At 39.5% G+C, this 26,366-nt stretch carries 25 protein-coding genes, 1 pseudogene and 1 other annotated feature; of the genes and pseudogenes, 4 read left to right on the top strand and 22 right to left on the bottom strand.

Annotated elements, in window-relative coordinates; genetic code table 11:
* Positions 1-2: 2 nt before the first annotated feature.
* From BLW54_RS05590 to BLW54_RS21380, 12 genes and pseudogenes are all read right to left on the bottom strand, one after another.
* The gene (locus BLW54_RS05590; protein WP_035509354.1) at positions 3-332 is read right to left on the bottom strand and encodes a ribosomal-processing cysteine protease Prp; all 330 of its coding nucleotides are present in this window, start codon (positions 330-332) and stop codon (positions 3-5) included.
* 12 nt (positions 333-344) lie between these two features.
* Positions 345-653 carry a 50S ribosomal protein L21 gene (gene rplU / locus BLW54_RS05585; protein ID WP_035509357.1) on the bottom strand — a complete coding sequence of 103 codons (309 nt, stop codon included), beginning with the start codon at positions 651-653 and terminating at the stop codon, positions 345-347.
* 13 nt (positions 654-666) lie between these two features.
* Positions 667-739 (bottom strand) — a sequence feature (ribosomal protein L21 leader region).
* A 36-nt stretch (positions 740-775) separates the two neighbouring features.
* Positions 776-2,200: a ribonuclease E/G gene (locus BLW54_RS05580; protein WP_035509359.1), complete on the bottom strand. Its 1,425-nt coding sequence runs from the start codon at positions 2,198-2,200 to the stop codon at positions 776-778.
* An 11-nt stretch (positions 2,201-2,211) separates the two neighbouring features.
* Positions 2,212-3,069, bottom strand: a complete 858-nt coding sequence (locus BLW54_RS05575; RefSeq protein WP_035509360.1) for a site-2 protease family protein — start codon at positions 3,067-3,069, stop codon at positions 2,212-2,214.
* Positions 3,056-3,823: a M23 family metallopeptidase gene (locus tag BLW54_RS05570; protein WP_035509363.1), complete on the bottom strand. Its 768-nt coding sequence runs from the start codon at positions 3,821-3,823 to the stop codon at positions 3,056-3,058. Before BLW54_RS05570 ends, BLW54_RS05575 begins: the two co-directional genes overlap by 14 nt.
* A gap of 113 nt (positions 3,824-3,936) precedes the next feature.
* Complete coding sequence (gene minD / locus BLW54_RS05565; RefSeq protein WP_035509364.1) at positions 3,937-4,734, bottom strand: septum site-determining protein MinD; 798 nt, start codon at positions 4,732-4,734, stop codon at positions 3,937-3,939.
* Positions 4,727-5,413: a septum site-determining protein MinC gene (gene minC, locus BLW54_RS05560; protein ID WP_035509365.1), complete on the bottom strand. Its 687-nt coding sequence runs from the start codon at positions 5,411-5,413 to the stop codon at positions 4,727-4,729. Before minC ends, minD begins: the two co-directional genes overlap by 8 nt.
* Positions 5,414-5,449: 36 nt before the next feature.
* A complete protein-coding gene (gene mreD, locus BLW54_RS05555) occupies positions 5,450-5,977 on the bottom strand; it encodes a rod shape-determining protein MreD (protein ID WP_051744267.1) in 528 nt (175 codons plus the stop codon).
* Positions 5,974-6,855: a rod shape-determining protein MreC gene (mreC, locus tag BLW54_RS05550; RefSeq protein WP_035509370.1), complete on the bottom strand. Its 882-nt coding sequence runs from the start codon at positions 6,853-6,855 to the stop codon at positions 5,974-5,976. Before mreC ends, mreD begins: the two co-directional genes overlap by 4 nt.
* A gap of 11 nt (positions 6,856-6,866) precedes the next feature.
* The gene (locus BLW54_RS05545; protein WP_035509372.1) at positions 6,867-7,907 is read right to left on the bottom strand and encodes a rod shape-determining protein; all 1,041 of its coding nucleotides are present in this window, start codon (positions 7,905-7,907) and stop codon (positions 6,867-6,869) included.
* A 307-nt stretch (positions 7,908-8,214) separates the two neighbouring features.
* Entirely contained in the window at positions 8,215-9,606 is a 1,392-nt protein-coding gene (locus BLW54_RS05540; protein WP_074733414.1) for an APC family permease, read from the bottom strand.
* Between the two features lie 233 nt (positions 9,607-9,839).
* Positions 9,840-10,042 (bottom strand): annotated as a pseudogene (locus BLW54_RS21380) (4-aminobutyrate--2-oxoglutarate transaminase); the annotation flags it as partial.
* 529 nt (positions 10,043-10,571) lie between these two features.
* Here BLW54_RS21380 and BLW54_RS05535 point away from each other — a divergent pair.
* Positions 10,572-12,050, top strand: a complete 1,479-nt coding sequence (locus tag BLW54_RS05535) for an aldehyde dehydrogenase family protein (protein WP_081866952.1) — start codon at positions 10,572-10,574, stop codon at positions 12,048-12,050.
* Positions 12,051-12,225: 175 nt separating this feature from the next.
* Positions 12,226-12,423 (top strand): hypothetical protein, encoded by a 198-nt coding sequence (locus BLW54_RS05530; RefSeq protein WP_035509375.1) that lies wholly within the window; start codon positions 12,226-12,228, stop codon positions 12,421-12,423.
* A gap of 248 nt (positions 12,424-12,671) precedes the next feature.
* Here the strand turns inward: BLW54_RS05530 and BLW54_RS05520 are convergent, their stop codons facing one another.
* Positions 12,672-12,857: a small acid-soluble spore protein H gene (locus BLW54_RS05520; RefSeq protein ID WP_035509376.1), complete on the bottom strand. Its 186-nt coding sequence runs from the start codon at positions 12,855-12,857 to the stop codon at positions 12,672-12,674.
* A gap of 479 nt (positions 12,858-13,336) precedes the next feature.
* On the opposite strand from BLW54_RS05520, the gene BLW54_RS05515 reads away from it, so the two are divergent.
* Positions 13,337-14,101, top strand: coding sequence for an alpha/beta fold hydrolase (locus BLW54_RS05515; RefSeq protein WP_074733413.1), 765 nt, complete (start codon positions 13,337-13,339; stop codon positions 14,099-14,101).
* 509 nt (positions 14,102-14,610) lie between these two features.
* On the opposite strand, the gene BLW54_RS05510 is transcribed toward BLW54_RS05515, so the two are convergent.
* From BLW54_RS05510 to BLW54_RS05475, 8 genes are all read right to left on the bottom strand, one after another.
* Entirely contained in the window at positions 14,611-15,243 is a 633-nt protein-coding gene (locus tag BLW54_RS05510; RefSeq protein ID WP_035509377.1) for a hypothetical protein, read from the bottom strand.
* A 43-nt stretch (positions 15,244-15,286) separates the two neighbouring features.
* Positions 15,287-16,021 carry a gamma-glutamyl-gamma-aminobutyrate hydrolase family protein gene (locus tag BLW54_RS05505; protein ID WP_035509380.1) on the bottom strand — a complete coding sequence of 245 codons (735 nt, stop codon included), beginning with the start codon at positions 16,019-16,021 and terminating at the stop codon, positions 15,287-15,289.
* A gap of 250 nt (positions 16,022-16,271) precedes the next feature.
* Positions 16,272-16,556 (bottom strand): DUF1292 domain-containing protein, encoded by a 285-nt coding sequence (locus BLW54_RS05500; protein WP_035509382.1) that lies wholly within the window; start codon positions 16,554-16,556, stop codon positions 16,272-16,274.
* A 1,114-nt stretch (positions 16,557-17,670) separates the two neighbouring features.
* Complete coding sequence (locus tag BLW54_RS05495; RefSeq protein ID WP_035509384.1) at positions 17,671-18,132, bottom strand: RidA family protein; 462 nt, start codon at positions 18,130-18,132, stop codon at positions 17,671-17,673.
* A 5-nt stretch (positions 18,133-18,137) separates the two neighbouring features.
* Positions 18,138-19,751, bottom strand: coding sequence for an N-acyl-D-amino-acid deacylase family protein (locus tag BLW54_RS05490; RefSeq protein ID WP_035509387.1), 1,614 nt, complete (start codon positions 19,749-19,751; stop codon positions 18,138-18,140).
* 12 nt (positions 19,752-19,763) lie between these two features.
* Entirely contained in the window at positions 19,764-20,855 is a 1,092-nt protein-coding gene (locus BLW54_RS05485) for an alanine racemase (RefSeq protein WP_035509388.1), read from the bottom strand.
* A gap of 14 nt (positions 20,856-20,869) precedes the next feature.
* Entirely contained in the window at positions 20,870-22,354 is a 1,485-nt protein-coding gene (locus BLW54_RS05480; protein ID WP_035509391.1) for a sodium:solute symporter family protein, read from the bottom strand.
* Positions 22,355-22,538: 184 nt separating this feature from the next.
* Positions 22,539-23,198, bottom strand: a complete 660-nt coding sequence (locus BLW54_RS05475) for a helix-turn-helix transcriptional regulator (protein WP_035509392.1) — start codon at positions 23,196-23,198, stop codon at positions 22,539-22,541.
* A 508-nt stretch (positions 23,199-23,706) separates the two neighbouring features.
* On the opposite strand from BLW54_RS05475, the gene BLW54_RS05470 reads away from it, so the two are divergent.
* Entirely contained in the window at positions 23,707-25,272 is a 1,566-nt protein-coding gene (locus BLW54_RS05470) for an alpha-amylase family glycosyl hydrolase (RefSeq protein WP_035509394.1), read from the top strand.
* A gap of 200 nt (positions 25,273-25,472) precedes the next feature.
* Here the strand turns inward: BLW54_RS05470 and BLW54_RS05465 are convergent, their stop codons facing one another.
* Positions 25,473-26,300, bottom strand: a complete 828-nt coding sequence (locus BLW54_RS05465; protein ID WP_035509396.1) for an oxidoreductase — start codon at positions 26,298-26,300, stop codon at positions 25,473-25,475.
* Positions 26,301-26,366 lie beyond the last annotated feature (66 nt).

Below are 26,366 nucleotides of genomic sequence, written 5' to 3'. Positions count from 1 at the left end.
CCTTATCGTTGGGATATTTTTATATATTGATCGTATTCTTGTTCAATCGTTTCTAATGAGACCTGCATGCCTGCAAGCAAGGTTTGGGTTTTTGAATGAATCAATTCATCCAGGTCCCGAGGCAATGTGATTTTCAAATAACCACCTTCACCGCCTTGTTCGACATCAGGTTCGAAACCACAAAGAGTTACAATGGCATTGACAGCTCCGAATGACACAGCGGATACAGCTGCACATACGAGATCATGACCATACGGGCCACTCTCTGCATGTCCGGAAATCTCGAACCCTGTAATTTGTCCTTGTGAGCGAAACATCGATACATGTATCATCCGTAATAAACCTTATACGTTGATCGCGTCAACAACAAGTTTCGTGTACGGCTGACGATGACCTTGTTTACGCTTGTAGTTTTTCTTAGGCTTGTATTTGAAGACAGTCAATTTCTTCTGAAGGCCTTGTTTTTCAACTTTAGCTGTTACAGAAGCGCCGTCAACGTAAGGAGCTCCCACTTTTGTGTTGTCTCCACCTACGAATAGAACTTTGTCAAATGTGACAGATTCACCAGCTTCTACATCCATTTTTTCAACATAGATTTCCTGGCCTTGTTCTACTTTCACTTGCTTACCGCCAGTTTCGATAATTGCGTACATACTTGCACCTCCTCAATATACTCAGACTCGCCATTCAGGTACCGGGAATCGGTTTTAAAACCTGTTCTGTGCGGTTGTAGCAACGGAGTGCTACTAGAATAACAAAACAATGTTACCACAGATCAAAACAAGTTGTCAACATAATATCCGCGATGCTGAATAGCTTCCCGGATCATGTCTAAGGACCCTTCAAGCTCTATTTGGTAGTCAGAAATGTCAACATCCTGCCTAACAAACAGCTCCTGTGGAATTTTACTAGAAATCGGTACAGAAAGCAATTGTTTTTTACGATTGAATAAATCAGGGTGAACCCCTATTAAAATCGCTTCTGCGTCTCTTCTCGTGAGAAGCTCCCGTTCAAGCCTATAGACCATTGTTTCAAGAGTGAATGAAACACTTGAATGTGTAAGCAAAGATGGAAGGCTTTTTCCTTCCCTCCTTCTCGTCATTTCTATTAATCCAAGTCTTGTCATCCCTAAAACCGTTGTTTTTACAGGATCTTTTTTCACGAGTTTTCTCATCTCGGATAGAAGCTTTTTTTCTTTTCTTTCATCCTTCATTGAAATGAAATCAATAAGGATCATCCCCGAGAGCTTTCTTAAGCGGATTTGTCTTTGGATTTCATTGGCGGCAAGAAGGTTCACTTCTAAAGCCTGGGAGTTTATAAATGATTTCCCTTTGACCTTATGACTATTTACATCAATCACCGTCATAGCCTCTGTTTCTTCAATAACGAGGTTAACCCCATTTTCCATATGGACGACAGGGTCAGCGAGTTGCATCTGAAGATGGGAAACAGAAACAGGGAAGTCCTGTTCTATATCTTTTTTCCAATCAATCCGTGAGGCTAAAGATGGGAATTTTTCTTTTAAATTGTTTGATTCCATGACGTCACCCATCACTATTTCTTGAATCGATGGAACGGGAAATTTACGGATTAACTGATCAGGAAGAAGCCGATCCTTCCAAAGAAGTGAAGGTTTATCATTCCTTTTCTTTTCAAGCTGTTGCCATTCACGCCTTAATAATCGAAATTCCTCCATTATAATATCGTCATCCACATATCCGGCAGCCGTTCGAACAATCCCCCCTTCAGGTTCCAATAGTTCCTTTTGCAGCAAAATTTCAAGTTCTGCTCCTTTTTCAACGTTTAACTTTCTTGATATCGACAGTTTGCCGAAACCAAAAGGTTGAAAAACCGTGTATAACCCTGGAAACGTAATATCAGCGGTCACCTGTGCGCCTTTATCTCCAAGGGGCTCCTTCGTTACCTGGACAACTATTTTTTCTCCGACCTTAATAGCCGAATTGATTTTCCCTTCACACCATGGAATGGATTCTTTTCTCAAAAAAGCATTTCGTTTTTCTCCAATATCAATAAAGGCTGCTCCCAAACCATGATCGAGCTGTTCTACCCTACCTAAAAAAATGGAACCCGCAAGCTTTTTTGCTCCGGGCCGGTCGAACACATATTCATGGACCTCTCCATTTTCAATCACCAATCCCGTCTTTTCCGTTGTCTTTGTATGTATGTGTATTTTCCTCATCGAACCCCTCATTATATTGCGACTTCAGGAATGTCTCTCACCCGTAGCTCGGGCTCCTTTCTTTCAAAGAAAGCTTGTAGACACTCTTGTTCATCTACTATATAGAATGGGGTTGTCTGTTTCAATACATACTTATGACGGCGATTGGAGTGAATATTTTTCAACAAATCACGAACAAGTGTATCTTGATGTACAGGGACATACTTCGTATGCAACTCTTTTCTGTTCTGATACGCGCAATAAAGGAGGTACCGCATCATCGTATATGACCTGCGTTTCCATTCCAATCCATTTTCAATAAGTAAAAAAGAGGTAAGGAGAATTGTTGCAAGCGTCCACCTGTCTTCAAGGAAAAGCCAGCTTAAAGCAGTGAACATACATAAAAGGGAGAGAGTGAGAGATAAAATAAGACTCCTTCTAAAAGCAAACCAGCGATTAAGAAGATAAAACAGCAATTTCCCACCATCTAATGGCCAAATAGGCAGTAAATTGAAGAGTAAAATAAGCCCGTTATAATGTAAGGCTGTTGCTAGAAGGCTATGAGATCCAAAAAACATTTGAATCATCAGTAAGAAAGCAAATATCCAAACATGTTGTAAAGGGCCAGCAAGAATAACATGAAGTTGCTCACGGAAGGGCCTCGTATTATGCTCATCACTCACTACCGCTCCTCCGAACAACCATATCTCCATTTTCTCAACCCGCCAGTTATAATGCTTGGCTGTCAAAAAATGTCCTAACTCATGAACAATCACGATGGAAAAAAGAATGATAAATTCATAGATCGCTCCAGTCAAAAATGCAGAAAGAGCGAGCAAGAAGAAGAGGGGGTGGATATGGATCATGTGATAAAGTTTAAGGACCTTCATTCACCTTAATTACTTGTGCAGGATCTAAGAAGGTATTGTCTTTTTCAATAGCGAAGAAAAATTCAGCCTGCTGCCCCTCTTCTGCTTTTACCGAACCAAGGTCCTTCTGTGATTGAACATGCTCATATAGGTGAACATCAATGGTGGATAAATAACCATAGGTAGTCTTTGAGCCATCGTTGTGTTGTAAAACCACCGTTTTTCCAGAATCAGGGTCATTCCCTGCAAAAATGACCGTTCCTTCCCGAACAGCTTTTACTGGTGACCCATCTTCTGTAGTCAGAACGATTCCTTTTCCATCATTTTGAAACGGAGTTGTTACCGTTCCATTTACAGGCATGGCAAGGGGTTCTTGTCCATTCTCCTCCAGTGGTTGAATAACTTCCAAAGGTTCACCAAAACGATCACTATACCATGCTGTCACTTTCGCGAAAGGAAATTCCTCTTGCATTTGACTTACAGCCCAGTCTCCCGGGGCTTTAACAAGGGCTACATCCGAATTCTTCCCTAGAGCCACTACCGCAAACAATAAGGCAGCAAAGAGTATTTGGATACCTATATGGCTCGTCCCCTTCCCTTGGGAATTCTGCTTTATACCTTTATCACCAGGACTAGTAACCAAAGGGGGAAACCCATGTATTTCTTCATCCTGTGGTGGTGAAAAAGCCCTTGGAGGACTAGTCCCTTTATGATGCATTTTTCTTTTTTTGCGATCAGCTATATTCTTACGAACATCACGTATATTCTTCTTCACAAAAAAACCCCTCTCTTCTCCTCTTTTTCTATCAGTCTATGGGACAAGGAGCCGGTTTATTAATCCAAAATAAAAAACCTGCCACGTTGAGTGACAGGTAAGTTAATAGATAATTATGAGCGTATGCCGAAAAACTTCTTCACTTTAGCCAAGACTCCCTGTTGATCATCAAGTTTCATAAGCGGTACGGTTTCACCCAGAATTCTTCTGGCAATGTTCCGATAGGCTATAGATGCTTTCGAATTCGGTTTAAGCGCTATAGGTTCTCCACTGTTCGATGCTTTGATGACCGCATCATCATCGATAACAATCCCCAATAAGTCAATCGACAAAATATTAACGATTTCATCAACATCGAGCATGTCACCGTTTTTCATCATATGATTTCGGATACGGTTAATGACAAGCTTTGGAGATTCCATCTCTTCTTGTTCTAATAGCCCAATAATACGATCCGCATCACGCACACTCGATTTCTCCGGGGTGGTAATAACAATCGCCTTATCCGCCCCAGCCACGGCATTTTTATACCCTTGCTCAATACCTGCTGGGCAATCGATAACGATGTAGTCGTAATCTTGTTTCAGTTCCTCTACAATTGCTTTAACAGCCTCAGGAGTAACCTCCGATTTATCAGATGTTTGCGCTGCCGGCAATAAATGGAGGCAATCAAAGCGCTTGTCCGTAATTAATGCCTGCTTTGTCTTGCAACGCTCGTTAACCACATCTACAATATCGTAGATAATGCGATTTTCAAGCCCCATCACAACATCCAGATTCCGGAGACCGATATCCGTATCAACGAGACAAACTTTCTTTTTCTGCAAGGCCAAAGCGGTCCCCAGATTAGCGGTTGTGGTTGTCTTTCCAACCCCCCCTTTTCCAGAGGTAATAACTATCGCTTCACCCATTGATCATTCTCCTTTCAAAACTAACGAGATCCGGTCTCTTTTTTATCACTTCTTGCATGCGGTCCATTAGAATCTTTTCTAATGAGTCATCGATATATCCACATTCCATATATACGCCTTCTGATTCATAATCAGGTGACCGGCTCAATTGATCAGCGATTCTTAATTGACTTGGCTGCATATAAGAAGCTGCTATGACAGCATTGGTATCACCGTCATATCCTGCATGAGCAATACCGCGCAGACTGCCCATAACAAAGATGTTCCCCGTAGCCTGAACTTGTCCGCCTGGGTTCACATCCCCTATCAGGAGAAGGTCACCTTTAACCTCAATTAGCTGACCTGAACGTACAGTTTTAGCTATAGGGTTTATTTCTGTGTTTTCTTTCCACTCCAGGGCTTCCTTTTTTGTAAGGACATCCGATTCTATCCTGTCTACGACAAGCTTTTGTTTCTCACGGATAACAGCTGCGAGCTCTTCTTTTTGTTCGTCATTTAAATAACGATTTCCGAGCTGAATAGTAACACGAATCATCGGGTGTTCATCTGTTAAACCATTCATTGATAATTGTTCTTGTAATTCTCGTAATATAGATTGGAACGAACATTGATCATCAAGCCTTAACGTAAGCCCGTCCCTCGTTCCTTTAATCATTACTTTCTGTGTACTACCAGCCATAGGCTTTCACCTCAAACCTTAGACATTTCCAACTTTTCATAGACTGCTTACTTCTTCAGCCCAATCATGGACTTTTTCTTTCACTAGTGGATATAAGATAATAAAGAATATCATATTAGCTGCCAATGTAGGTAACAACCTTAACAGAGCATATTCCCCCCAAGACATGGTAGTGATTTGGACAAATGAGTAAATGATGTACAACATCGTATCAGCTAAAGCGACACCAATAATCGCTAATAAAGAAGCTGCAAAAAAGTTTGCGTGGAGCCATTTATTCAGTCCATGCACCGTGTAAATAATAAGAGTGTAGGTGATCATATAAACACCCAATACTCCCGTGTACACTACATCAATCAACAATCCAAAAACAAGGCCATACCAGACGGCGTGGTAGGTATCATCGCTGTCATAAAAAATCGCAATAATCAAAAGGAAGATTAAGATCCAGTGAGGAGTCATCAGCAAATCAGAATAGACGAGGTTTGCAGGGAGCAGGCTCATCGCCATTCCTTGCATAATTAAAAAAAACAAACAAAGAAGCGCAATGAAATAACGGCTCATGATGCGTCTTCCTCCTGATCCATTTCAGATTCAATCGTTTCCGCTGTCCGATCGACTACCATGACATGGCTGATGTCAAACATGTCTGCAAAAGGTTCAACATAAGCCGTCTGTGTTAAGCCAAATTGATCATTAACAACCTCTTCTACAGTACCAATTCTTAAATTACTAGGAAAAACGCCGCCTAACCCTGAGGATATGACCGTGTCTCCAGGGCTAAGCTCTTCATCAAGCTTGATCCCTTCTAATAGGAGACGGCCAGACTCGTCATCATACCCTTCTATTAGTCCAAACGCTTCATCTTCACCTTCTCTAACCACCCAGGCGGATATTTTATTTGAACGATCGAAACCACTTAAAAGCTGAACCGTAGAGTGAAAAGCCCCTACCGATTTGACTTTCCCAACCAGACCGTCGCTAGTCATGACAGCCATGTCTTTTTCAACCCCATGTTCTTCCCCTTTATTAATCGTCATCTGTTCGAACCAACGGTCAGAACTTCTGGCGATGACAGTAGCCTGGATAGGAGAATAGTCGCTCAGACTGTCTGTCTTATCCATTGTATTCTTCAGCTCTTCTATTTCACTTTTAAGCCTTTGATTCTCCTGAATGACCCCTTTGTATTCAGAGAGACGGGCTTTCAATACCTCATTTTGTTCATAGACTCCAAACATGTCTTTCACGTTTTCAATGGTATTGTCTACAAGACTGACCGGTTTATGAAAAACGGTCTGCACCCAACCGATCGAATCCTGCAGGAATTTTTCTGGTGTGCTCAACGAATCACGGTCACGAATCGAAAAGCCAATCAGCGCTACAAGTACTATGAACCCCACTAATACAACCATCAGTCTTTTTCTACGGAATAATGAAGGCATAACCAGTTAGACTACTCCATTTTTGCTCGACTTGCTACATTCGGTTGTGAACGGAAGTGGTGGATATATTCCAACGACTTTCCTGTTCCAATTGCCACACAATCAAGAGGATTGTCGGCGATAAATACTGGCATATTCGTTTCTTCACTGATGACTGTATCGATGTTCCTGAGCAGCGCGCCGCCCCCAGTAAGGACGATCCCGCGTTCCATAATATCTGCAGCTAGTTCTGGGGGTGTTTTTTCAAGAGTGTTCTTAACCGTTTCGATAATCGAATCAATTGTATCCTTCATAGCACCAACAATTTCGTTACTTTTGATCGTAATGGTCTTCGGCAATCCGCTCAATAAATCACGCCCCCGAATCTCCATTTCATCAATATCCGGGATTTCTCCTGCACCGCCAAGTTCCATTTTCACTTCTTCAGCCGTGCGTTCACCAATCATAAGATTATACTTTTTGCGGATGTGCTGGATAATATTATCATCCATTTCATCTCCTGCAACCCGAATAGACTGGCTTGTGACAATTCCACCAAGTGAAATAATGGCCACTTCCGTCGTGCCTCCACCAATGTCAACAACCATGCTTCCTGTCGGCTCCCATACAGGCAGACCTGCACCGATAGCTGCAGCAAAAGGTTCTGCAATTGGGTATGCTTCTTTAGCTCCTGCCTGTTTCGTCGCATCAATGACAGCACGCTCTTCCACCATCGTGATTCCTGAAGGTACACAGACCATAACATTCGGTTTACTAGCAAAAGATGACCTATTTTTTAACGCCTTCTTTATATAATACTTCATCATTTGAGCTGTTGTATCATAATCAGCAATGACGCCATCCTTCATAGGACGGATGACATTTATGTACCCCGGCGTACGTCCTATCATATTTCTGGCATCGTTTCCTACCGCCTCGATATCACCCGTTTGGGCATTCTTGGCAACCACGGAGGGCTCTCTTACAATAACCCCTTTACTTTTCAAAAAAACTAATGTGTTCGCAGTGCCTAAATCAATTCCTAAATCTTGAGAGAATCCAAAAATCCCCAATAATATCTTCCTTTCTAAAACCCGCTTACATCCCAGCGGGGGTTAGGCATCCAAATAAATTCATGATTAGAAGAAGCGCCAGTTTATAAGAAATCCCTATAAAATGGCGCTTTTCTTTTTCATCTATTCAATTATACGAAAAATACATAAAAATAGATAGTGTTACAGATATCATATGTTCAACTTTTTCATAAGATCAGCATCCGGGACAGTATCCCGACTTCCTTATTGTATGGAATGGTAACCTCGATCACTTTTTCATCTCTCGTCTACTTTCCATTCATTAATAGCTTCATAGGTAACCTTTCTATAAAGCTTTCTTTTGAGTGGCAGGTGTTCTACTCTCATACGTTCCGCGGTTCATTTGAATAAAGAAATAAGCACCAATCAATGTCCAACCTGCTACCATTACCCATTCATATGGCCAGATAAGAGCCGCCGGCATTCCTGGCAAATATAGTACGATGAACCCTAAACTCAATACAAATGCCAAGCAGCCGAAGATCGGGGATTTTGCCGCACGGAATGGTCTCTCCATGTTTGGCTCTTTTTTTCTTAAAATAAGAAAAGAAAGGGCAACTAAAAAATAAGCGACAACAATACCTAGTCCACCAGCATCTACAATCCATACAAGTGCCGAACGCCCAAGCAGCGGCGCTAACATAGAGAGGAATCCAATAAATAGAATCGAATTCGATGGTGTATGATACTTTGGGTGCAAGTAACCGAACCAGGCGGGAACCATCCCGGATTTCGCCATTGCGTAAAGGACACGACTGCCTCCAATGATAAACGAGTTCCAGCTTGTTATGATCCCGGCTACTCCACCTAGAATGAGAATTTTAGCAAAGGTATCGGAATTGAAAAGTGCGCCCATCGCATCCGCAGAGGCAAGTTCTGCACTGGACAGCTGTCTAGGACTTAGTCCTAATCCTACACCTAAAGTAATCGCTAGGTAAAACACAACCGCAGTGACGACAGAGACGATCAAAAAAGCCCCAATTTTCTGGGGAGGCAAGTTCGCTTCTTCAGCCACTTGCGGAATGACGTCAAAACCGACAAACAAAAAGGGTACCATGACCAAGATCGTCATAATTCCCCCCATGCCTCCGACAAAGGCTGGTGACAGATTCCCCGGGTCGCCAAGGAAGGAGGAGCCAAAAATCAAGACGAGCCCCACGGAAACGATCATCAAGGTGAAAATTGTTTGTAATACGGCCGCCTGTTTCAACCCGATATAGTTAATGAACGTTATAATCAGTGCTCCTACAGAACCGATCAAGACCCAATTCAAGTGAACATCCCAGCCAGCAATCGTCCATAAATAACCTGCCTGGTATTCAGGTAATAAGTAGTCTATGACGGTTGGTAGAGCGACAGCTTCAAACGTCGCTACAGACACATAGCCGAGGGTAATCGCCCAAGATGCGACGAACGAAAACTTTTTTCCTAAAGCCCTGTGAACATATTCATGTTCCCCACCCACTTTAGGCATTGCAGAAGAAAGTTCCGCATAATTCAAGCCCACACAAACCACAAGAAAGCCGCCAATGGTAAAGGCGATAACGGCACCGAACGAGCCCGCCTCCGTAATCCAAGTACCAGAAAGGACAACCCAGCCCCATCCGAGCATGGCTCCGAGGGCAAGAAATAATAGATCGAACTTTGATAAAACCTTCTTTAACTTCTTTTCCTCCATCTGAAAATCCCCCTGTTTTTATACTGAAAATTCTACTTTTTCATTCCAAACAGATCTCATGGAATTCTTCAAAATGTTAAAGTCTTCCTGAAGTTCTTCATCGTAATGCCAATAGGTAATAAGAAACGGATAACGTTGCCATATACGCCGGTTCCTAGGACGAGAAGTTCATTAGATTGTGCTTTTTTTCAATCAGACAGCCGCTATTTTTTCCGGGGCCACTTCTTTCAATAAGAAATTAAGAAATTCTGAAACTGGTCAATCATGAAATCTATGTAGTCATCCGCGTTCATCCCTTTTGGACGGCGGTAGGAATAAGAGAATTGAGCGCCTTATAAACCTCAGGAGCGAATTAATCCGAATTCATATTTATATGAGTTTTAATTGTCATCGACATTGTCAACGTACGTCCATAGAAGGAATTCACAAAACTCATGGTGAACCCGAACCATTGTATTTCTGAATTGTATACAATATAAACATACTGTTATCTTATCGTAAAAGAATTATAAAATCCATACAATTTTCTGAATTTAGTTATTATTCAATAATTTGGAAAGGATTTCTTTTTTTGTGCAAAAAGAGTCTTTCATTGACGAAAAACTCTTCCTCTACTTTAGGGACCATACCCTTTTAATCCCTTGATCTGATGTATCCAAATTTCACTCGATAGAACTGACTCTGGAATATCCAACTATCATCATTTCCCTCTATCAGATTGAACACCCTTTAAAAACAAATATCCAAGATCTCCAATGAATTCTATGCTGAACTCCTTTCTTTTCCTGCCATATCCTGCAGTTAAGATAAAGCTTATATGATAATGAATAGAAATCCCCCCATAAAATTCTCCCTTTATGAGAGGCTGGTTTTTACTTCCCCCCTAGACTAGCCGGACTTGAATAAATCACTTACAAGAGAACCACACTAAAACAAATTGTTCCATTAGAGGAAGGATGAAATTTATGTCTGACACGCCTATTACCATTGATGCCATTATAAATGGGGAAATGCATAAGGCAGAGAAACAATCCCCACGTGAAAACCCTACACACCCAGATCAAATAGTTGGGTATGCCCCAGTGAACACGGTAGAGGAGACGATCAAGGCCATTGATGCTGCCCATGATACGTTTTCGACATGGCGGGAAACACCTATGGATGAACGGATAGAGCGGATGAGAAAGGCGATTCAAAGAATCAAAGAGGCGACCCCGGAGGTTGCAGAATTGTTATCCAGAGAGCATGGAAAGCCGCTTTATGATTCTGAAGGGGAAATTGCTGTTTCCTTAATGTGGATGGAATATGCGTGCAATAACGTAAAAGAGGTTTTGAAGAATGATGTGCAGGAACACGATAATGGGAAAACCATCATCTCCAAAGATGCGATCGGTGTTGTGTCTGCTATTACCCCTTGGAATTATCCGATATCCCTTTCCACCATAAAGATTGCGCCAGCCCTCTTAGCAGGGAATACAATGGTTTTGAAACCGAGTCCATTAGCACCGCTTGCTGTAAGTAAAGTAGTGGAGATGATTGCAGCTGAATTCCCGCCAGGAGTATTGAACCTTATCCATGGGGAGTCGGATGTAGGCGTAGAATTAACGTCGAACCCCAAGGTAGCAAAGATTGCTTTTACTGGTGGAACAGAAACGGCAAAACATATTATGAAAGCAGCAGCAGAGACAATTAAACATATGACCCTAGAGTTAGGAGGAAATGATGCTGCGCTTGTCTTAAATGATTTTGATGTCAATGACGAAAAAGCCATGAGACGTTTAGTCATCTCTAACTTTCTTACAGCAGGACAAATCTGTATGATTGCAAAGAGGATTTACGTAGATAAATCTATTTATGAGCCTTTTGTTGAAAAATATATAGAGGCAGCGAACAAATGGATAAGAGTAGGAGATCCTTTTAACAAGAACGTCACGATCGGTCCTGTCAATAACGAAAAACAAATTGAGTTTGTACAAGGTTTGATTGATGACGTCGAAAGTAAAGGCGCCAAAATTGTTCGATTAGGTGAAATTCTGGATCAGGATCTATATGAGAAGGGTTACTTTATGCAGCCGACGGTCGTCTTAGGTGCAAAGCAGGATGATCCAATTGTCGTAAAAGAACAATTTGGTCCAACCGTTCCCATTTTACCTTTTGATGATGATGAACATGCCATCAGGCTTGCAAACGATAGCATTTTTGGCCTGACTAGTTCGGTATGGGGAAATGAAGAACATGCGATAAAAATCGCGAAACATATTCAGGCTGGTACGACGATGATCAATACCGCTGCCGTTCAAGGACTCGATGTACGATTCCCATTCGGCGGAGTGAAACAGTCTGGAATAGGACGTGAATATGGCAAAGAAGGGCTTCTTGCGTATACCGATACCCATGTAATCAATATCCCTAAAGAGCTGGATTTGCCTTATATCCCTGAATAAAATTAACCTACGGGGGAGAGAAGTCATAAAAGGTCTATGTGGAGTTCTGGAAATATACAAAGAAGAGGCTCAGGAGCACTAGCCTGGCGCTATCTGGGGATTCAGTACGTTACTTACCAATGGATGGATATAAAAAGGTCCTTTTAGCAAGGACCTTTTTGAAGGTAGAAGGACGATGTTACGAATCGCTAAAGCCAAGATTGAAGGACAGTTTAAAGAATACCCTCCATTCCCTGGACAAACGAAATACTCAAATATAAGGGTCGAAATTGCCTATATTATCGGTGTTTATTTACGAATGGGTTCAACAATTTCGTCAACGACCACATATCCACTCTTATTAGAAGGCCCATATCATCCCTTGTATGAATAAAACTTTTGAAATAAGCTTGTAAATTATCAACTCCAGCCGTATCCCCGTCTCGCACTCCCTTAAATGATGGTTATTAATTCCCTTTTAAGTGAAATAGTTAAATGGTTGGTCTAGATGGACACGAACCAAAGATCACGGGATCAAAACCCGATGCCTTACCGGATATAGACCAATTAAGTCCCCTAAAAAAAGGGACTCACATTGCCTGTTTCACTTGTTGCATTTGTTTTTGTTTCACTAGTTGAGCTCTATTGATTCTCCTCTATTAAGTCGTTTAAAGAAACATCTTGTTCATCCTCTGGTTGATCTAGGGGAAATACCCTAGCTGATTCGTTCTTTTCATCTACATGTTGAATATAGATGGGGCTACTTTTATAAGTTACGTTAGCCATAATGGGTGAAGCAGCAATTTCTTGTGCCCGTTGTTTGTTCATGGATAGATCATCTCCTTTCTATATATAATGTTTACAACAAAATCTTCAATATTCTTAAAGACGGATTTAGATTATCCAGTGATTACTATGAAGGTTATGATTTGAAGGAGGTGCAAGCAGTGATTATCATCGAAAGGATCAAAAAAGTTGGATCCACCGTCAATTTCAGTTGATGACAATAAAGAGGACTATTAGGATTGGAAAATATTTTACCTTATCGTTTTTCTTATCTGGAGCAACCTAAGTATATCGATATTATCCTTAGGAAATATGGAAAGGCGGTATTTTTGTGTTCGATTTATCTTGGAATGTATTTTGTCAGACCGGAACATTGAGTCGTATTTATTAATGAAAGAGCTGGAAGTATTAAGTGAATCAACAGGAACGTCATTAGTTCCCGACCTCATAGAACAGGGAGAGTAAAAGAAGAGAGAGGCAGAACTCATACACATTAATCTCTAATAGGAGGGAAAGATATCATGCCAATTGTAAAGATTTCCTCGTCGTTGTCGACGTACTACGAGTCCTCGGGAACAGACTCTCCAGTTGTATTTATCCATCCGCCGCATATGGGGCATAACGTCTTCAAGTACCAGCATGAACTTTCGGACCATTTTCGGGTAATTACATATGATATCCAGGGTCATGGCAGAAGTGGAATTAGTTGTGAAAAGGTGACTATTTCCCGCCTTACCGCCGATTTATCAGCTTTTCTAGATGCGCTGGGGATTGATCAAGTTACCATTGTGGGTTATTCAGCAGGAGGTTCAATTGCTCAAGATTTTGCGCTAACACATCCTGAGCGTGTCAAGGCGCTCGTGCTTTCAGGGGGATTTCCGCAAGTAAGTACATTTATTTTAAAAAAGCAATACCAACTCGGTATGGCACTAGTACGTACCGGAAAAAGGGAGCTTTTAAGCAAACTTTTAGCGAGGTCTCATAAAGTCACGAAAGAAGACCAACGCATGCTTCTTGATGAATGTTTACAAGCACATCCCCAAAGCGCTTACGATTTTTATAAACAAAGCATGAACTATAGGTGTACCCATCGTTTGCACAACCTTCATTGTCCATTGTTTCTATTATATGGTCAATTCAGCCATACTCGGCCGTATGTAGAGCTTTATAAACGGCAAGTTCCGCAAATGGAAAGCGCACTGGTCAGCAAATCTTTTCACCAAATACCAATCAAAAGTTATCGTTCATTTAATCATGCACTATTTAGTTTTTTAAAATATGTATAATGTAGTTGCTCCAAGCAGTATTCCCTCTTTACCAGAATAGGCACTGCATCCATATGTAAGGAAAAGTTGAGGGGGGTTCCTATCATTAAAGTTGAAACCTCTATTAGTTACACCTAACAGATGCAATTGGAAAATGTGGATGTGCACCAAATAACACTCTTTCTTCTTACGCGAGAGAGTAAATTGATGTAAATAGCCATACGAACAGGAAAGGACGCCTTCCTGTATGTGAAAGCGCCCTCGATCAAGGGTGAGATAATATATCATTTTTTACAGAGGTTAGTATGGCTCGTTTCTTTACTCTATGAAGTCATCATTATTTAACATTGCATTCTTGGGACTACCATTGTTACTTCCAGAATAAATGTTTCTGATCATAGTACATGGGTATCTTCGAGTCAATACATTCGCAGCTTTTGACATACCAAATACAATATGCGGTTCACTATAGGTTCTCCCCCCGGACCCAGCCACTTTTGGCCATAATAGAAGAACCATGGGTCTGCTATTTATTTAATTAACTGTTCAATATCGGCCTTTCTATAATAACCATCTATTCCTGGTTTTGAGCTGAGATAATCGATGACCTCCTTATTTTCCAGCCCTAATGTCGATTTTAAACCGTGAATGATCATACTTAGGTACTCTTTCGACGGTTGATTAAATGGAACGTCTAAATCCCAATCAGCTGTAAAAGTGAGGACGGGATATCCACCCTCATTACCTAAGTATAAAATGGTTCCATACCATGAATCTTTTATTGTCTTGTACCCCTGATCCATAATTTCATGTAAATCGATATCCAATGCAGCACCGTTATTTTCTTGTTTAACGACATCCATAAATTGCTCTATAGTTATTAAATACTTTCTACTATAAGTACGGTGCTTATTATCCTGTTTTAACCCTATAAATCCCACACCTTGTTGTTGCCAACGACCAGATTCCATTGCAAAATATAAAGGATAATGCATGATATAGGTTGCTTCCTCAATGGGTAGAGTTGGGTCTTTACAGCCTACTTCCACTTTTCCAGAGCCCTCAGGCTTACCTCCTTTTATGTAACATAAAAATCGATCTCTATTTAAATTAGAACCATAACTTGCATACCATACATAGTTCACCTTTTCTAATTCCAACATCCTCACCATCCTCACAAATTTAAGTGTTTCCCTCAGTAATATATTACTGTATCTTATTTGTACACTCAGCTACAAACTCTTTAAATAGTTGCACCATACGTGGATCTTCACTAGCCATTTCTTCAGGATGCCATTGGATTCCCCACAACAGTGAGGTTTCGTTAACTCCCTCGACAGCTTCAATCACACCATCTGGAGCGAAGGCTACTGGTTTAAGATGAGGGGCAAGTTGGTCAATGGCCTGGTGATGCATGCTATTCACTCGAATCTTTGAACAATTGAAAATTTGATATAACCGACTCTGATTATCAATCTGAACTTCATGCGTAGGCTCAGGTCTCGCCGCCTTTTGATAATGGTTGATTGTATTAGATTTATGCGTTTCAATGTCTTGTATAACCGTTCCTCCTAAGGCTGCATTTAACATGGTCATACCTCTGCAAATGGCCAAGATCGGTTTGGTCTGTTTTTGTGCATTCTTCACTAGTTCAATTTCCAATTTGTCACGTTTTCCATTGGTTTTTTGTATCTTTGGATCGGGTTCTGCTTGGTATGAATTCGGATCAACATCTTCCCCACTACTTAAAATAATACCACTACAGATGGAGCTCCACACTTCCGCCATCCCTTCTTCCGTCCCTGTTGGAATGACAGCAGGGATCCCCCCTGCTTGGATTACAGAACGAATATACTTCTCGTGTAGATTAATGCTCGGAATGTTATTGTGGTTAACCGTCGAGCTGGTAATCCCGATTACAGGTCTAGTTACCTTTTTCATTTGATCATCACCTTCCTTCGTTTAAACGGTACCAGGATATCCTTTCTTATTATCGACTTTTAAAGCATAAAAAATGTTACCCAACCTTGAGTATCCAACTGCTTTTTATTTTGGTAGAACCCTATGGGAAATATACTAATTCTCTTAAGGAAGGAATAGTAGTAAAAACATAATTTCAATAAAGGAATTAGTACTTGTGATTGGAAAGATAAAAAAAGCTTACGGATTAGAAACCGTAAGCTTTTTATCCTTAAATAGAGTTCTCTTTTGTTAGAGTGTTCAGCTTTTCATCGACCAATTCCCACTCTTCATCGGATTCGATATGGTATATGGCAAGATCATCCTCATCATTCACTTTTTCCTCATAACGGAAAGTGAATACTTCTACGTCCTCGTCTTCTTTTTGTTCGGCAGGGACTACTGAAACATAGGTTTCTTCTGTTTGACCTAAATCAAATGTGAACAATACTTCAAATAAGTGTTCTTCTCCATTCTCGTCAGGGATAATAATTCGTTCTTCTTTTTCTAATGACATCCTGTACCCTCCTTTATTGTCAGAATTATCGTGATCTTTAGTTACTTTTCGGAATAGTTCCTTGGTGGAGTATAGTCACGCCCATCCTATCTTTTCATTCATCGTCTTTTTTTATTCATGGCTAAATTACAACACTTGCTGAAAAGTGATCAAACGCCATGACTGTAATCCAAAAGTCTCCAATAGATAAGAGAAATTGATGATAGGTATAAGGGGCGAAGTGTTATCTTCACTATCATTACATGTACATCCTACTTATGTGAATACCCTAACGATGAAAACGATGAAGGTATGATCACAGATACGGGCGAGTATAATGTAGGAATGTTATTCCCGAAGAAGTTGATACAGTCAGGTGAACAGGCAATTTGGCTATCGAAGAAGATACCGTTGACACCGTTTCCCATATCTTCTTTCCAGGACACTACTTTATTCTGGCGTTTACATTGCTTAATGCAGTATAGGAACACGTTAAAAGTCCTGGATGCCCAGATATCCCAACGGCCAGATTATAGCTCATGACAGGGCCCCATAATTCCAGCAGAACTAGTACTTAAAAATAACTCGCTTGGGTGAGTAACGGGCTATAATCCCTAAACAACGGTTTCAAATTCCCGAATAATAATGGATAATCATTTGTATATAACTTAGAGTTTTGGAGTGTAGAAATGATAATCAAGAATGGGGAGCCTTTTATAATTCGAGAGTTATTCATCGTACACAAACAGTCGCACAAAAAAAGCAAAAAGTCCTTTATGAAAAGAATAAAGATTTAGTTAACCATTCTTAGATCATTTTTAAATCTAAGAATCTCCTCCAGATAAAAAGAAGCCCTTCAAAAGTCCATAGAACTTTTGAAGGGCTTCTTAATTATATATTTAATTTTAAAATCCAATCAGCCCTGGTCCTGAAAAGCTTTTAGATGTTATCACACCATGCCGTTCATTCTCTGTATTAAATAAAAACTAGAAGATAAGATGTAAAACCCCTATATTATTGGTTGTCCTACTTTACTGTATTAGTATAGGGGTAAAAAGATTATCAGTAAATCCAGTCAAAATCCTGTCATTCAATAATTGATTTCTTGAATAGCTATTTCCCTTCTTAAAAACGATCATTCAATTTCCACGATCATTTCAATCTCAACTGGTGTATTAAATGGCAGTTCATTTGAAGCAATAGCTGATCGCGCATGCTTACCTTTATCACCAAGAATATCTTCTAACAATTCAGACGCTCCATTGATTACATAAGGTTGTTCTACAAACCCGGGAGCTGAGTTTACGAAAGCAAGAAGCTTTATTACTTGTTTTATTCTACTTAAATTTCCTATCTCTGCTTTTAGTACTGCTAAACAGTTAATCATGGTCTGTTGAGCTGCCTCATAACCTTGTTTTACTGTAAGGTCGCTGCCAAGTTTCCCTTCATAGAGAAGTTTGCCATTTACTCTGCAATCCTGCCCAGATGTATAAACTAATTTCCCTACAGTTTTAGCAGGCACATAAACAGCACCTGGTTTGGGGGCTTCAGGAATAACAATACCTAATTCTTTAATTTTTTCTTCTACATTGATCATTTTTTTCACCTCACAGGAATAGTGGAACTTGATTGTTTAATAAAACACCCACACTTTTGAGAAGTATGATTCTTCGCTTTTGTGGTAAGTTTTCCATTCACAAAAACATATTCTATTCCTTCTGGATAAACTTCGGGAAATTCATAGGTAGCTTTGTCAGTTATTTCTTCAAAATCAAATACGACTAGATCGGCAGCATACCCCTCCGTTAATAATCCTCGTCTCCCTAGCCCGAACCTTTTAGCTGGAAATGATGTCATTTTCCTAATCGCTTCTTCAATGGAGAGAACTTTATCTTGTTTCACATATTTTGAAAACACCCTTGGGAAAGTCCCATAAAGTCTTGGATGAGGTTTACCTGAATAACAGGTTAAACTATCTGAAGCTATTAAAGAGTTAGGATAATGCATAACTTGCTGAATATCTTTTTCATCCATATGGAAAAAAACTATTCCAATGTTTCCATTCGCCTCAGTTAATAAATCAAAAGCTTGGTCAACGGGAGATTTTCCATTTCCCTGACTAATTTCAAGGATTGATTTCCCTTCATACTTCTTTAAGTTAATTGAGTTTACTGAAGATACAATAACACTATCCCATCCAGTTGATGCTACGAGGTTGTCCCAACCCTCTTGTTCATGAATTAGTTCCTGCTTAATTCTATTTCTCTCTATAGGGTCTTTTAATTTAGACAATACGGAAGAAATCCCCCCCTCTAAAGACCATGGAGGTAGTAGGGTAGTAAGCATCGTAGATCCAGCTGAATAAGGATAAACATCACAAGTTACATCCATTCCGTTACTTCGAGCATTTTCTATTATTTCCATAGCCTCTATCACTTTTCCCCAGTTTCGTTTACCAGCTGCTTTTAAGTGACTAATATGAAGAGGAACATTTGCTTTATTAGCTATCCATATAACCTCTTTAATGGAAGGGATTAGATTATTGCCTTCTCCTCTGATATGCGTCGAGAATACTCCATTATATTTGGCTACAACTTGACATAATTCTGCAAGCTCTTCTTTCGTTGAATAGCTTCCTGGAGAATATAAAAGTCCAATAGAAAGCCCAATGGCCCCAGCCTTCATTCCTTCTTCTAAGATGTACTTCATCTCTTCCATTTCTTCTTTCGTTGGTGGTCTATTATCAAATCCCATTACAGCAATACGTAGTGAACCATGAGCAACGTAAGAAGCAACATTTTCTGAAATAAGACTTTTATCAAGCTCATTAAAGTACTCACTTATCGTTTCCCATTTCCAATCTTTGTTGGCTTTCCCCAAAACTGGTTCTACATAAGTTTGAAGTGCTACTTTGTGTAAAGGATTAACGGGTACAGGAGCGAGACCACAATTTCCCACAACTTCTGTCGTAACCCCTTGTTGAAGTTTAATTTCACTTTCCGGAAAATCAAGAATCATAAGATCAGAATGGCAATGTCCGTCAATAAACCCTGGAGACACAATTTTTCCTTTAATATCAATCGTTTCTTTTGCATCATCTGAAATGTTAGGCCCAACAGCTACAATTCGCCCCTCCTTAATCCCAACGTTCCCATAAAACCAAGGATTTCCTGTTCCATCTACGACCTTCCCATTCTTAATTACCGTATCTAGCATCACAATACCTCCTCACTGGACCATGCCTCTTGCTTCTACTGTAAGTTTTTCGTAATCATTTTCTCCCCTCTTCAAATAGACATAGTTATGAAGATTAATAGTGCTACAAATGTGGTTTGGAATAATACTAAGCTTTTCCCCTATTTTAAGAGTAGAACCATTGGTCATTATTACTCCATGTTCTTCATTCATTCGAGCAAATTGAGCTTTAGGATATTGTTGTATAGAACCAAACCCCAGCAAATAAAGCGGAGCACAATTCGGTTGCACATCTGTTGCAAATGTTTTGCTGCCCCCATCAATCACAGCACGTTTATCAGATGGTCGACTTACTACCGTACTAACCACCTTTGCCGCACAGTCTCCCCATTCACTAACTCCTAAATTAACTTGCATGGCATCATTAAATACATATGTTCCTGGGCGAATTTCTGTAATACCATCCACGGTGGCAGCCGAGGATGCGGTTGGAGTAGAACCTACACTGATGTCCTCCACCCTTATTCCAGCATTCCTTAACTTAGTAGCTACTTCTACCATAAGCTCTCCTTCTTCTCTACCAGCCTTTTGGACATCTTTTGTTGCTTTCCCTTTATAGACAGGACCTTTAAAAGTAAATATCCCTTCTAACGAAAGAAATTCTAGTTGATTTATTGTTTTTGCCAAAACTAAAGCTTCTTGGAAACCCACCCCAGTCCGTTCCAAACCCGTATCAATTTCTAGGCGGACTTTTATGGTCTGATTGTATTTATTAGCATATTCATTCAGTACTCTGGCACCATCGATACTATCTACACCAACTATTAATTTAGAAATCTTCTTATTTAAGACACAAATTTCTCTCGCTTTTGCCCCACTGACTATTGGATAAGCGATAAAAATATCATTAATACCATAACTAGCCATTACCTTAGCCTCTGATATTTTTGCTACGGTAATCCCTACCGCTCCTTCTGCCAACTGTAATTTAGCGATATGAGGTATCTTATGTGTTTTAATATGTGGCCTTAAATTAACCTTGTTCATTATTGCCAATCTTGACATTTTTCTGATATTTTTAACTAAAATTTTTTCATCTATTACTATATAAGGTGTTTGATCCATATATTTTCCTCCTTCTATTGAACATGTTTTTTATCTGGAATAATCGTCCCCTCGTCCACCCTGGTTCTTTCTTCTTCTAGTAAGCGAAGCGCATCTTCTTTGGATATTTTCTGAGCTGGAGTTAATAAACTAACAAGGATATTTGCTAGCCATGCAACTATAACTGAAGGGATGATAGGGTTTCCCCAAAAAGCCATCATCCCTTCATTGTTTAAAATAATAAATGAAGTTGCAGATCCGCCAATCAAGCTTGCTATACCACCTTGCCAATTCGCCCTGTCCCAAAACTTCCCTAAAAGAGCCGCTACGAATAAACCTGACATGACAGTAGAAACAAAGTTGGAGATATACGTTATTATATTGTTCGTAAATAGTGTGAAAAATAATGCTAGTAGTAGAGTTAACACGAGTGAGATTCTTGATGAGAAAACCATGCTTTCTTTTTTCGGAAGTCTTCCTGTAAAAACTTCAAACACATCTCTAAGGAGAATGGTTACTGCAGCAATGAAGTCAGAACTTCCAGATGACATGGTGGCGCTAAGTCCTGCGATAAGAACAACAGCTCCAATCCAGAGAGGAAATACTTCTGTAGCTAAATAAGGAAATGCATAACCTGATTCCAGTTCAGGGTTAAGGAGACTTGCAGACATCCCTACAATGGCAGGGAACAAAGAAAATAATGCAAAAAGTATACCTGTAATTAAAAATCCTTTTCTTATAGTTCCTTCATTTTTGCTAGAATAAATTCGATGACGATAGGATGGGGTAGCCAGTACTCCAACTGCAATAACTATCGCTAAGGATATGGCAGGAATAACTCCTATTTGCCCCATTCCTAAGAAGGAGCTCATCCCCGGAGTAACATTTGTATTTAATTCGCCAAAACCTCCGATTTTTATAATCGAGAGCGCAGTCAATAGAATAAATCCTAAAAATAAAATTGCCCCTTGGATCACATCTGTGTAAACAACAGCTAAATAACCTCCAATAAGCGTGTATAAACCGAAACCCACGGCAACTATCACTTTAGATAAAATTGGATCAAGACCTGTAATCCAACTTAAGTATAAGCTCCCGCCAATAATATGAGCTCCTAGCCAACCAATACATGCCATATATAGAATAATAGAAGTTAAGCCTTTGACAAATTTATTTGCCCCATAATAAAAGCTTAATTCTTCAGAGAAGGTCATAAAGTTATATTTTCTTACATCTGCAAACAATACTAGTAAGAGAAACATTCCAATAGATCCACCTATACCATAAAGAGCTCCCGCCCATCCATTAGCAAACCCATAACCTACAGCTCCCATACTTGATCCAGTCCCTACTAATGTAGCTAGAGTAGTTCCAATTAATAATGGTGTAGTCAAGCCGCGGCCGCCCATCAGGAAGTCCTCACCACTATTAACATTTCTACTCACAATAATTCCAACAGCTATCATAGCAAGAAGAAAACCAAGAAACACTAAGAAATAAATTAACTGTGCTTCGCCCATTTATTATACCTCTCCTTTAATATTTTTCTTATAGTAATACTACACACAAAAAATATTATCTTGGTGGCAAAATCATTCAGGGGGTTATATATTTATTCATGCTGTAAGTTTAAGGGGGAAAGAAATTTAGAAACCATTTAAATAGATTGTGTAAAATTCCTAGAAAGACTAAAAGCGATGGTTTCTATTTAGTTACTCCACCTCTGGATTTTTCAAGATAGTTATATAATGTATACTTTGAAATCCCAAAATAGGTACAAATCGTATCTCCTGCTTTTTTTATCAAAAAAGCTCCTTTTTCATCCAAGTATTGGATCCCTTTCATTTTTTCCTCTTTAGTCATATGAGCAACAGGTTTACCAACATGTTCTTGTGCTTCTTGAATTAACACATCTAATACATCATTTACATTATTCACGAAAACTTCTTTAACCTCAGTATTGATATCATCTATCTTTGTGAATTGTCTTAGAGTGTTTTCAGCCATTACTAGGTCTGTTATATCTAAATTAATACAAACACAACCAATAGGTATATTTTTTGAATTACGAATATACATAGTCGTCGACCTCAGCATTTTCCCATCTTTGGTTTGTGTCAAGTAATTATGTTTGTCTCCTTCACTATCCGTTCCTCTTAATATTTCTAACCCCAAATTAGTGCCGGTATCTCCAACTTTACGACCAGTTATATGCCCGTTTTCAATTGCAACTATCAGTCCACTCCCATATTTCTCTGGATTGGATACATCTAATAAAACGGTTTCACAATTTTCTCCAAAATGATTAGCTATCCCCTTTATAAATGATTTTAAAAAGTCTAGCTCCTCATGAATATGTCCCAAGTTGTCACCCACCTTTTGTTTTTTGAAAATTTTGTATAGTATAAACTTTAAGACGAATTAGATCATTTTGTCAACAAAAAATTTGTTTTACTAAATAAAAATTTGTTTGAAATACTCTTTGTTTCTTACGTGTTATTTATCCTTTAGCTTCTAAGAGAGTCTCTTCTTTGGTATGGTGAAGTCATGTCAGATCTCTTTCTTCAGCTGCTTACACACCATCCACCATCAGGTGGATCATTTTACCTCTCACTACTTTACTTTTATTCTTCACTTTAACTGTGACCTGGCATTCATCATGGATTGAATAGCATAATAGTGAAAACTAAATGCGATAGATAAATAATTCCCAAACATAGTTATACCTCAATAATGAATATACACCCTTTCAAAAATATAATAGAATCAATTTTCTGAGTATTACTTGATATCGTTTACACTAAAAGATATAATACATTTGTAATTAGGTTGCGCAACCGATTGCACATTTTCAAAAAAAGGATTTGATAATATGAGCAAAAAGAAATGGTCAGCTACAGCTGCCTCCTTTGTAATGGCAGCAAGCCTTTCTTCAGTTGTCCAAGCGGAGCCCAAACAAAGTGTATCAAAAGATAACTTAAACGGAGTCTTTTACGAAATTTATGTAAATTCTTTTTATGATTCAAATGAGGATGGACATGGGGATTTAAACGGGATTACCAAAAAGTTGAATTATTTGAATGATGGCAACCCCCATACCAAGAAAGACTTGCAGGTTGATGGCATGTGGTTGATGCCGATCAACCCTTCCCCAAGCTACCATAAATATGATGTAACAGATTACTATAGCATTGCTCCTGAATATGGAACCCTCCAAGATTTTCACAAACTTGCAAAAGAAGCTGAGAAACTCGGAACGAAAGTGATCATGGATTTAGTTATAAACCACACCAGCAGTGAGCATCCCTGGTTTAAACAAGCCAGTTCAGATAAAAACAGTAAATATCGGAATTATTATGTCTGGGCGAATGAGGACACCAATCTCGACGAAAAGGGACCTTGGGGTCAGCAAGTATGGCATAAAAACCCAAATGGTGAAGGGTATTTTTACGGAACTTTCTGGCATGGAATGCCGGATTTAAATTTCGATAACCCAGAAGTTCGTGAGGAAATAAAGGATATTGGTAGATTTTGGCTCAATCAAGGCGCTGATGGTTTCCGTTTAGATGCAGCTATGCATATTTTTGAAGGTGAAACGGAGGAAGGAGCAAGGAAAAATATAGAATGGTGGAATGAATTTCGGAATTCCATGAAAGAAACAAACCCAAATGCTTATTTAGTCGGAGAAGTATGGGACGAACCTGAAGTCGTAGCACCTTATTATCAATCCTTAGATTCTACATTTAATTTTGATTTAGCACAAACCATTGTAAACTCTGTTCAGGGCGGGGAAGATCTTGGTGTTGTGGATGCCGCAGTATCAACAGAGGAGTTATACCGGGAGTATAATCCCGACAAAATTGATGCTACTTTCTTAACGAATCATGACCAAAATCGCGTCATGAGTGAATTGAATGGAAACGCGAATAAAGCAAAAACTGCTGCGTCAATCCTTTTAACTCTTCCAGGCAATCCTTTCATCTACTATGGAGAAGAAATCGGGATGACTGGCGAGAAACCTGATGAACTTATTCGTGAACCATTCCGGTGGTATGAAGGAGATGGTCCTGGACAAACAAGTTGGGAAAAACCGATTTATAATACAGGAGGAGACGGGCAATCTGTAGAAGCACAGGATAAAAATAAAAACTCCTTACTTAATCATTATCGTGAGCTCATTAGAGTACGGCAGGATCATGTAGAATTAGAAAAAGGAAACCTTGAGCCGTTGAATATCGCTACCTCACAGGTAATTGCTTATTCACGAAATTACCAAGGGAAATCAGTGAAAGTATACCACAATATTTCGTCCCAAAAGGCTGAAATCTCAGTGAGCAAAAAGGATAAAGTAGTATTTTCCAGTGAAAAGGGTACAAAGAAAGCTCGAACCACCCTTAAAGTTCCAGCCTATACGACTGTACTACTAGAAGCAAAATAAAAGATCATCGTTTATTCCATAATCATTTTCAAGAAAACCTCCCAAAAGTCCAATGAAATTGTGGGAGGTTTTTCTCTATCTTTGAAAATCTAATCAACTCAACAATAGGCTGGTAATCGAACTTCCATCTGACCGACTATCCCAAAAGATTGACTCATTAACTTGTTTAATTTGCAATGTCAACATCCACTACCTTTAGGTTATTCTTTAAAATCAGCACTGATGGTGGTTTCCTTCCAATCTTCTATTTCATTTAACAATGTGGTAAATTTCTTAGTAGCTATTTCGTAAGCATCCCCGCCAAGTAATAAACGTAAAGGCGGTTTTTCAGATTCAGCCACAGCAAGGACAGAATCAGCTAGTTTTTTTGGATCCCCTGCTTCTTGACCACTTGGTTGATCTATTCTTTTTCCAACTGTTCCCTTATACTCTGAAATTGTAGTCTGGGTACGATTTGCTGAACGTCCAGCCCAATCTGTACGAAATGAACTCGGTTCAATAAGGGTTACTTTTATCCCTGCAACAGCAACTTCTTCTGCAAGACTCTCTGAAATCCCTTCGACCGCATATTTAGTTGCGTTATAGTACCCCACTGCTGGGGAAGATGCTAAGCCACTAATAGATGAGAGATTAATAATGTGCCCAGATTTTTGACTTCTAAAATGAGGCAAGACCTCATTTGTAACATTCATCAATCCCCAGAAATTTATCTCAAACATCTTTCTAGTTTCTTCTTCGATGCTTTCTTCGACAGAGCTGAAATAACCAATTCCCGCATTGTTTACTAGTACATCTATACGACCAAATTTAACGATCGTTTGATTGACTGCTTCTCTAACTTGATTTTTATCTGTCACATCTAATTTAAGTACCAACACATTTTCATTATCCGGACTCAAATTTTCTATTTGAGCCATGTTCCTAGCAGTAACCACGACTTTATAGCCTTCTAAAATAACTTTTTTAGCAATTTCACGCCCAAATCCAGTAGAACACCCTGTAATAAACCAAACTTTTGATTCTGCCATAAAACGCCATCCTTTCAAATCATTCGCAGATTTAATCAATTTGTCTTAAAGCATACTATAAATGGA

The organism is Halobacillus karajensis (assembly GCF_900108515.1).
GTDB lineage: Bacteria > Bacillota > Bacilli > Bacillales > Halobacillaceae > Halobacillus > Halobacillus karajensis.
This window is presented reverse-complemented; position numbering and strand designations above follow the sequence as displayed.

Bases quoted from the DNA above. Each gene is read 5' to 3' on its own strand.
- BLW54_RS05520 (WP_035509376.1), bottom strand. From the start codon at position 12,857: ATGAACAAACAACGGGCACAAGAAATTGCTGCTTCACCCATTATGGCT.
- BLW54_RS05510 (WP_035509377.1), bottom strand. From the start codon at position 15,243: ATGTTGGAATTAGAAAAGGTGAACTATGTATGGTATGCAAGTTATGGT.
- BLW54_RS05540 (WP_074733414.1), bottom strand. From the start codon at position 9,606: ATGGAGGAAAAGAAGTTAAAGAAGGTTTTATCAAAGTTCGATCTATTA.
- BLW54_RS05575 (WP_035509360.1), bottom strand. From the start codon at position 3,069: ATGAAGGTCCTTAAACTTTATCACATGATCCATATCCACCCCCTCTTC.
- BLW54_RS05485 (WP_035509388.1), bottom strand. From the start codon at position 20,855: ATGGATCAAACACCTTATATAGTAATAGATGAAAAAATTTTAGTTAAA.
- BLW54_RS05515 (WP_074733413.1), top strand. From the start codon at position 13,337: ATGCCAATTGTAAAGATTTCCTCGTCGTTGTCGACGTACTACGAGTCC.
- BLW54_RS05580 (WP_035509359.1), bottom strand. From the start codon at position 2,200: ATGAGGAAAATACACATACATACAAAGACAACGGAAAAGACGGGATTG.
- BLW54_RS05465 (WP_035509396.1), bottom strand. From the start codon at position 26,300: ATGGCAGAATCAAAAGTTTGGTTTATTACAGGGTGTTCTACTGGATTT.
- BLW54_RS05535 (WP_081866952.1), top strand. From the start codon at position 10,572: ATGTCTGACACGCCTATTACCATTGATGCCATTATAAATGGGGAAATG.
- BLW54_RS05500 (WP_035509382.1), bottom strand. From the start codon at position 16,556: ATGTCATTAGAAAAAGAAGAACGAATTATTATCCCTGACGAGAATGGA.
- mreC (WP_035509370.1), bottom strand. From the start codon at position 6,855: ATGCCTTCATTATTCCGTAGAAAAAGACTGATGGTTGTATTAGTGGGG.
- BLW54_RS05490 (WP_035509387.1), bottom strand. From the start codon at position 19,751: ATGCTAGATACGGTAATTAAGAATGGGAAGGTCGTAGATGGAACAGGA.
- BLW54_RS05590 (WP_035509354.1), bottom strand. From the start codon at position 332: ATGATACATGTATCGATGTTTCGCTCACAAGGACAAATTACAGGGTTC.
- minD (WP_035509364.1), bottom strand. From the start codon at position 4,734: ATGGGTGAAGCGATAGTTATTACCTCTGGAAAAGGGGGGGTTGGAAAG.
- mreD (WP_051744267.1), bottom strand. From the start codon at position 5,977: ATGAGCCGTTATTTCATTGCGCTTCTTTGTTTGTTTTTTTTAATTATG.
- rplU (WP_035509357.1), bottom strand. From the start codon at position 653: ATGTACGCAATTATCGAAACTGGCGGTAAGCAAGTGAAAGTAGAACAA.
- BLW54_RS05470 (WP_035509394.1), top strand. From the start codon at position 23,707: ATGAGCAAAAAGAAATGGTCAGCTACAGCTGCCTCCTTTGTAATGGCA.
- BLW54_RS05505 (WP_035509380.1), bottom strand. From the start codon at position 16,021: ATGAAAAAGGTAACTAGACCTGTAATCGGGATTACCAGCTCGACGGTT.
- BLW54_RS05480 (WP_035509391.1), bottom strand. From the start codon at position 22,354: ATGGGCGAAGCACAGTTAATTTATTTCTTAGTGTTTCTTGGTTTTCTT.
- BLW54_RS05530 (WP_035509375.1), top strand. From the start codon at position 12,226: ATGTTACGAATCGCTAAAGCCAAGATTGAAGGACAGTTTAAAGAATAC.
- minC (WP_035509365.1), bottom strand. From the start codon at position 5,413: ATGGCTGGTAGTACACAGAAAGTAATGATTAAAGGAACGAGGGACGGG.
- BLW54_RS05495 (WP_035509384.1), bottom strand. From the start codon at position 18,132: ATGATCAATGTAGAAGAAAAAATTAAAGAATTAGGTATTGTTATTCCT.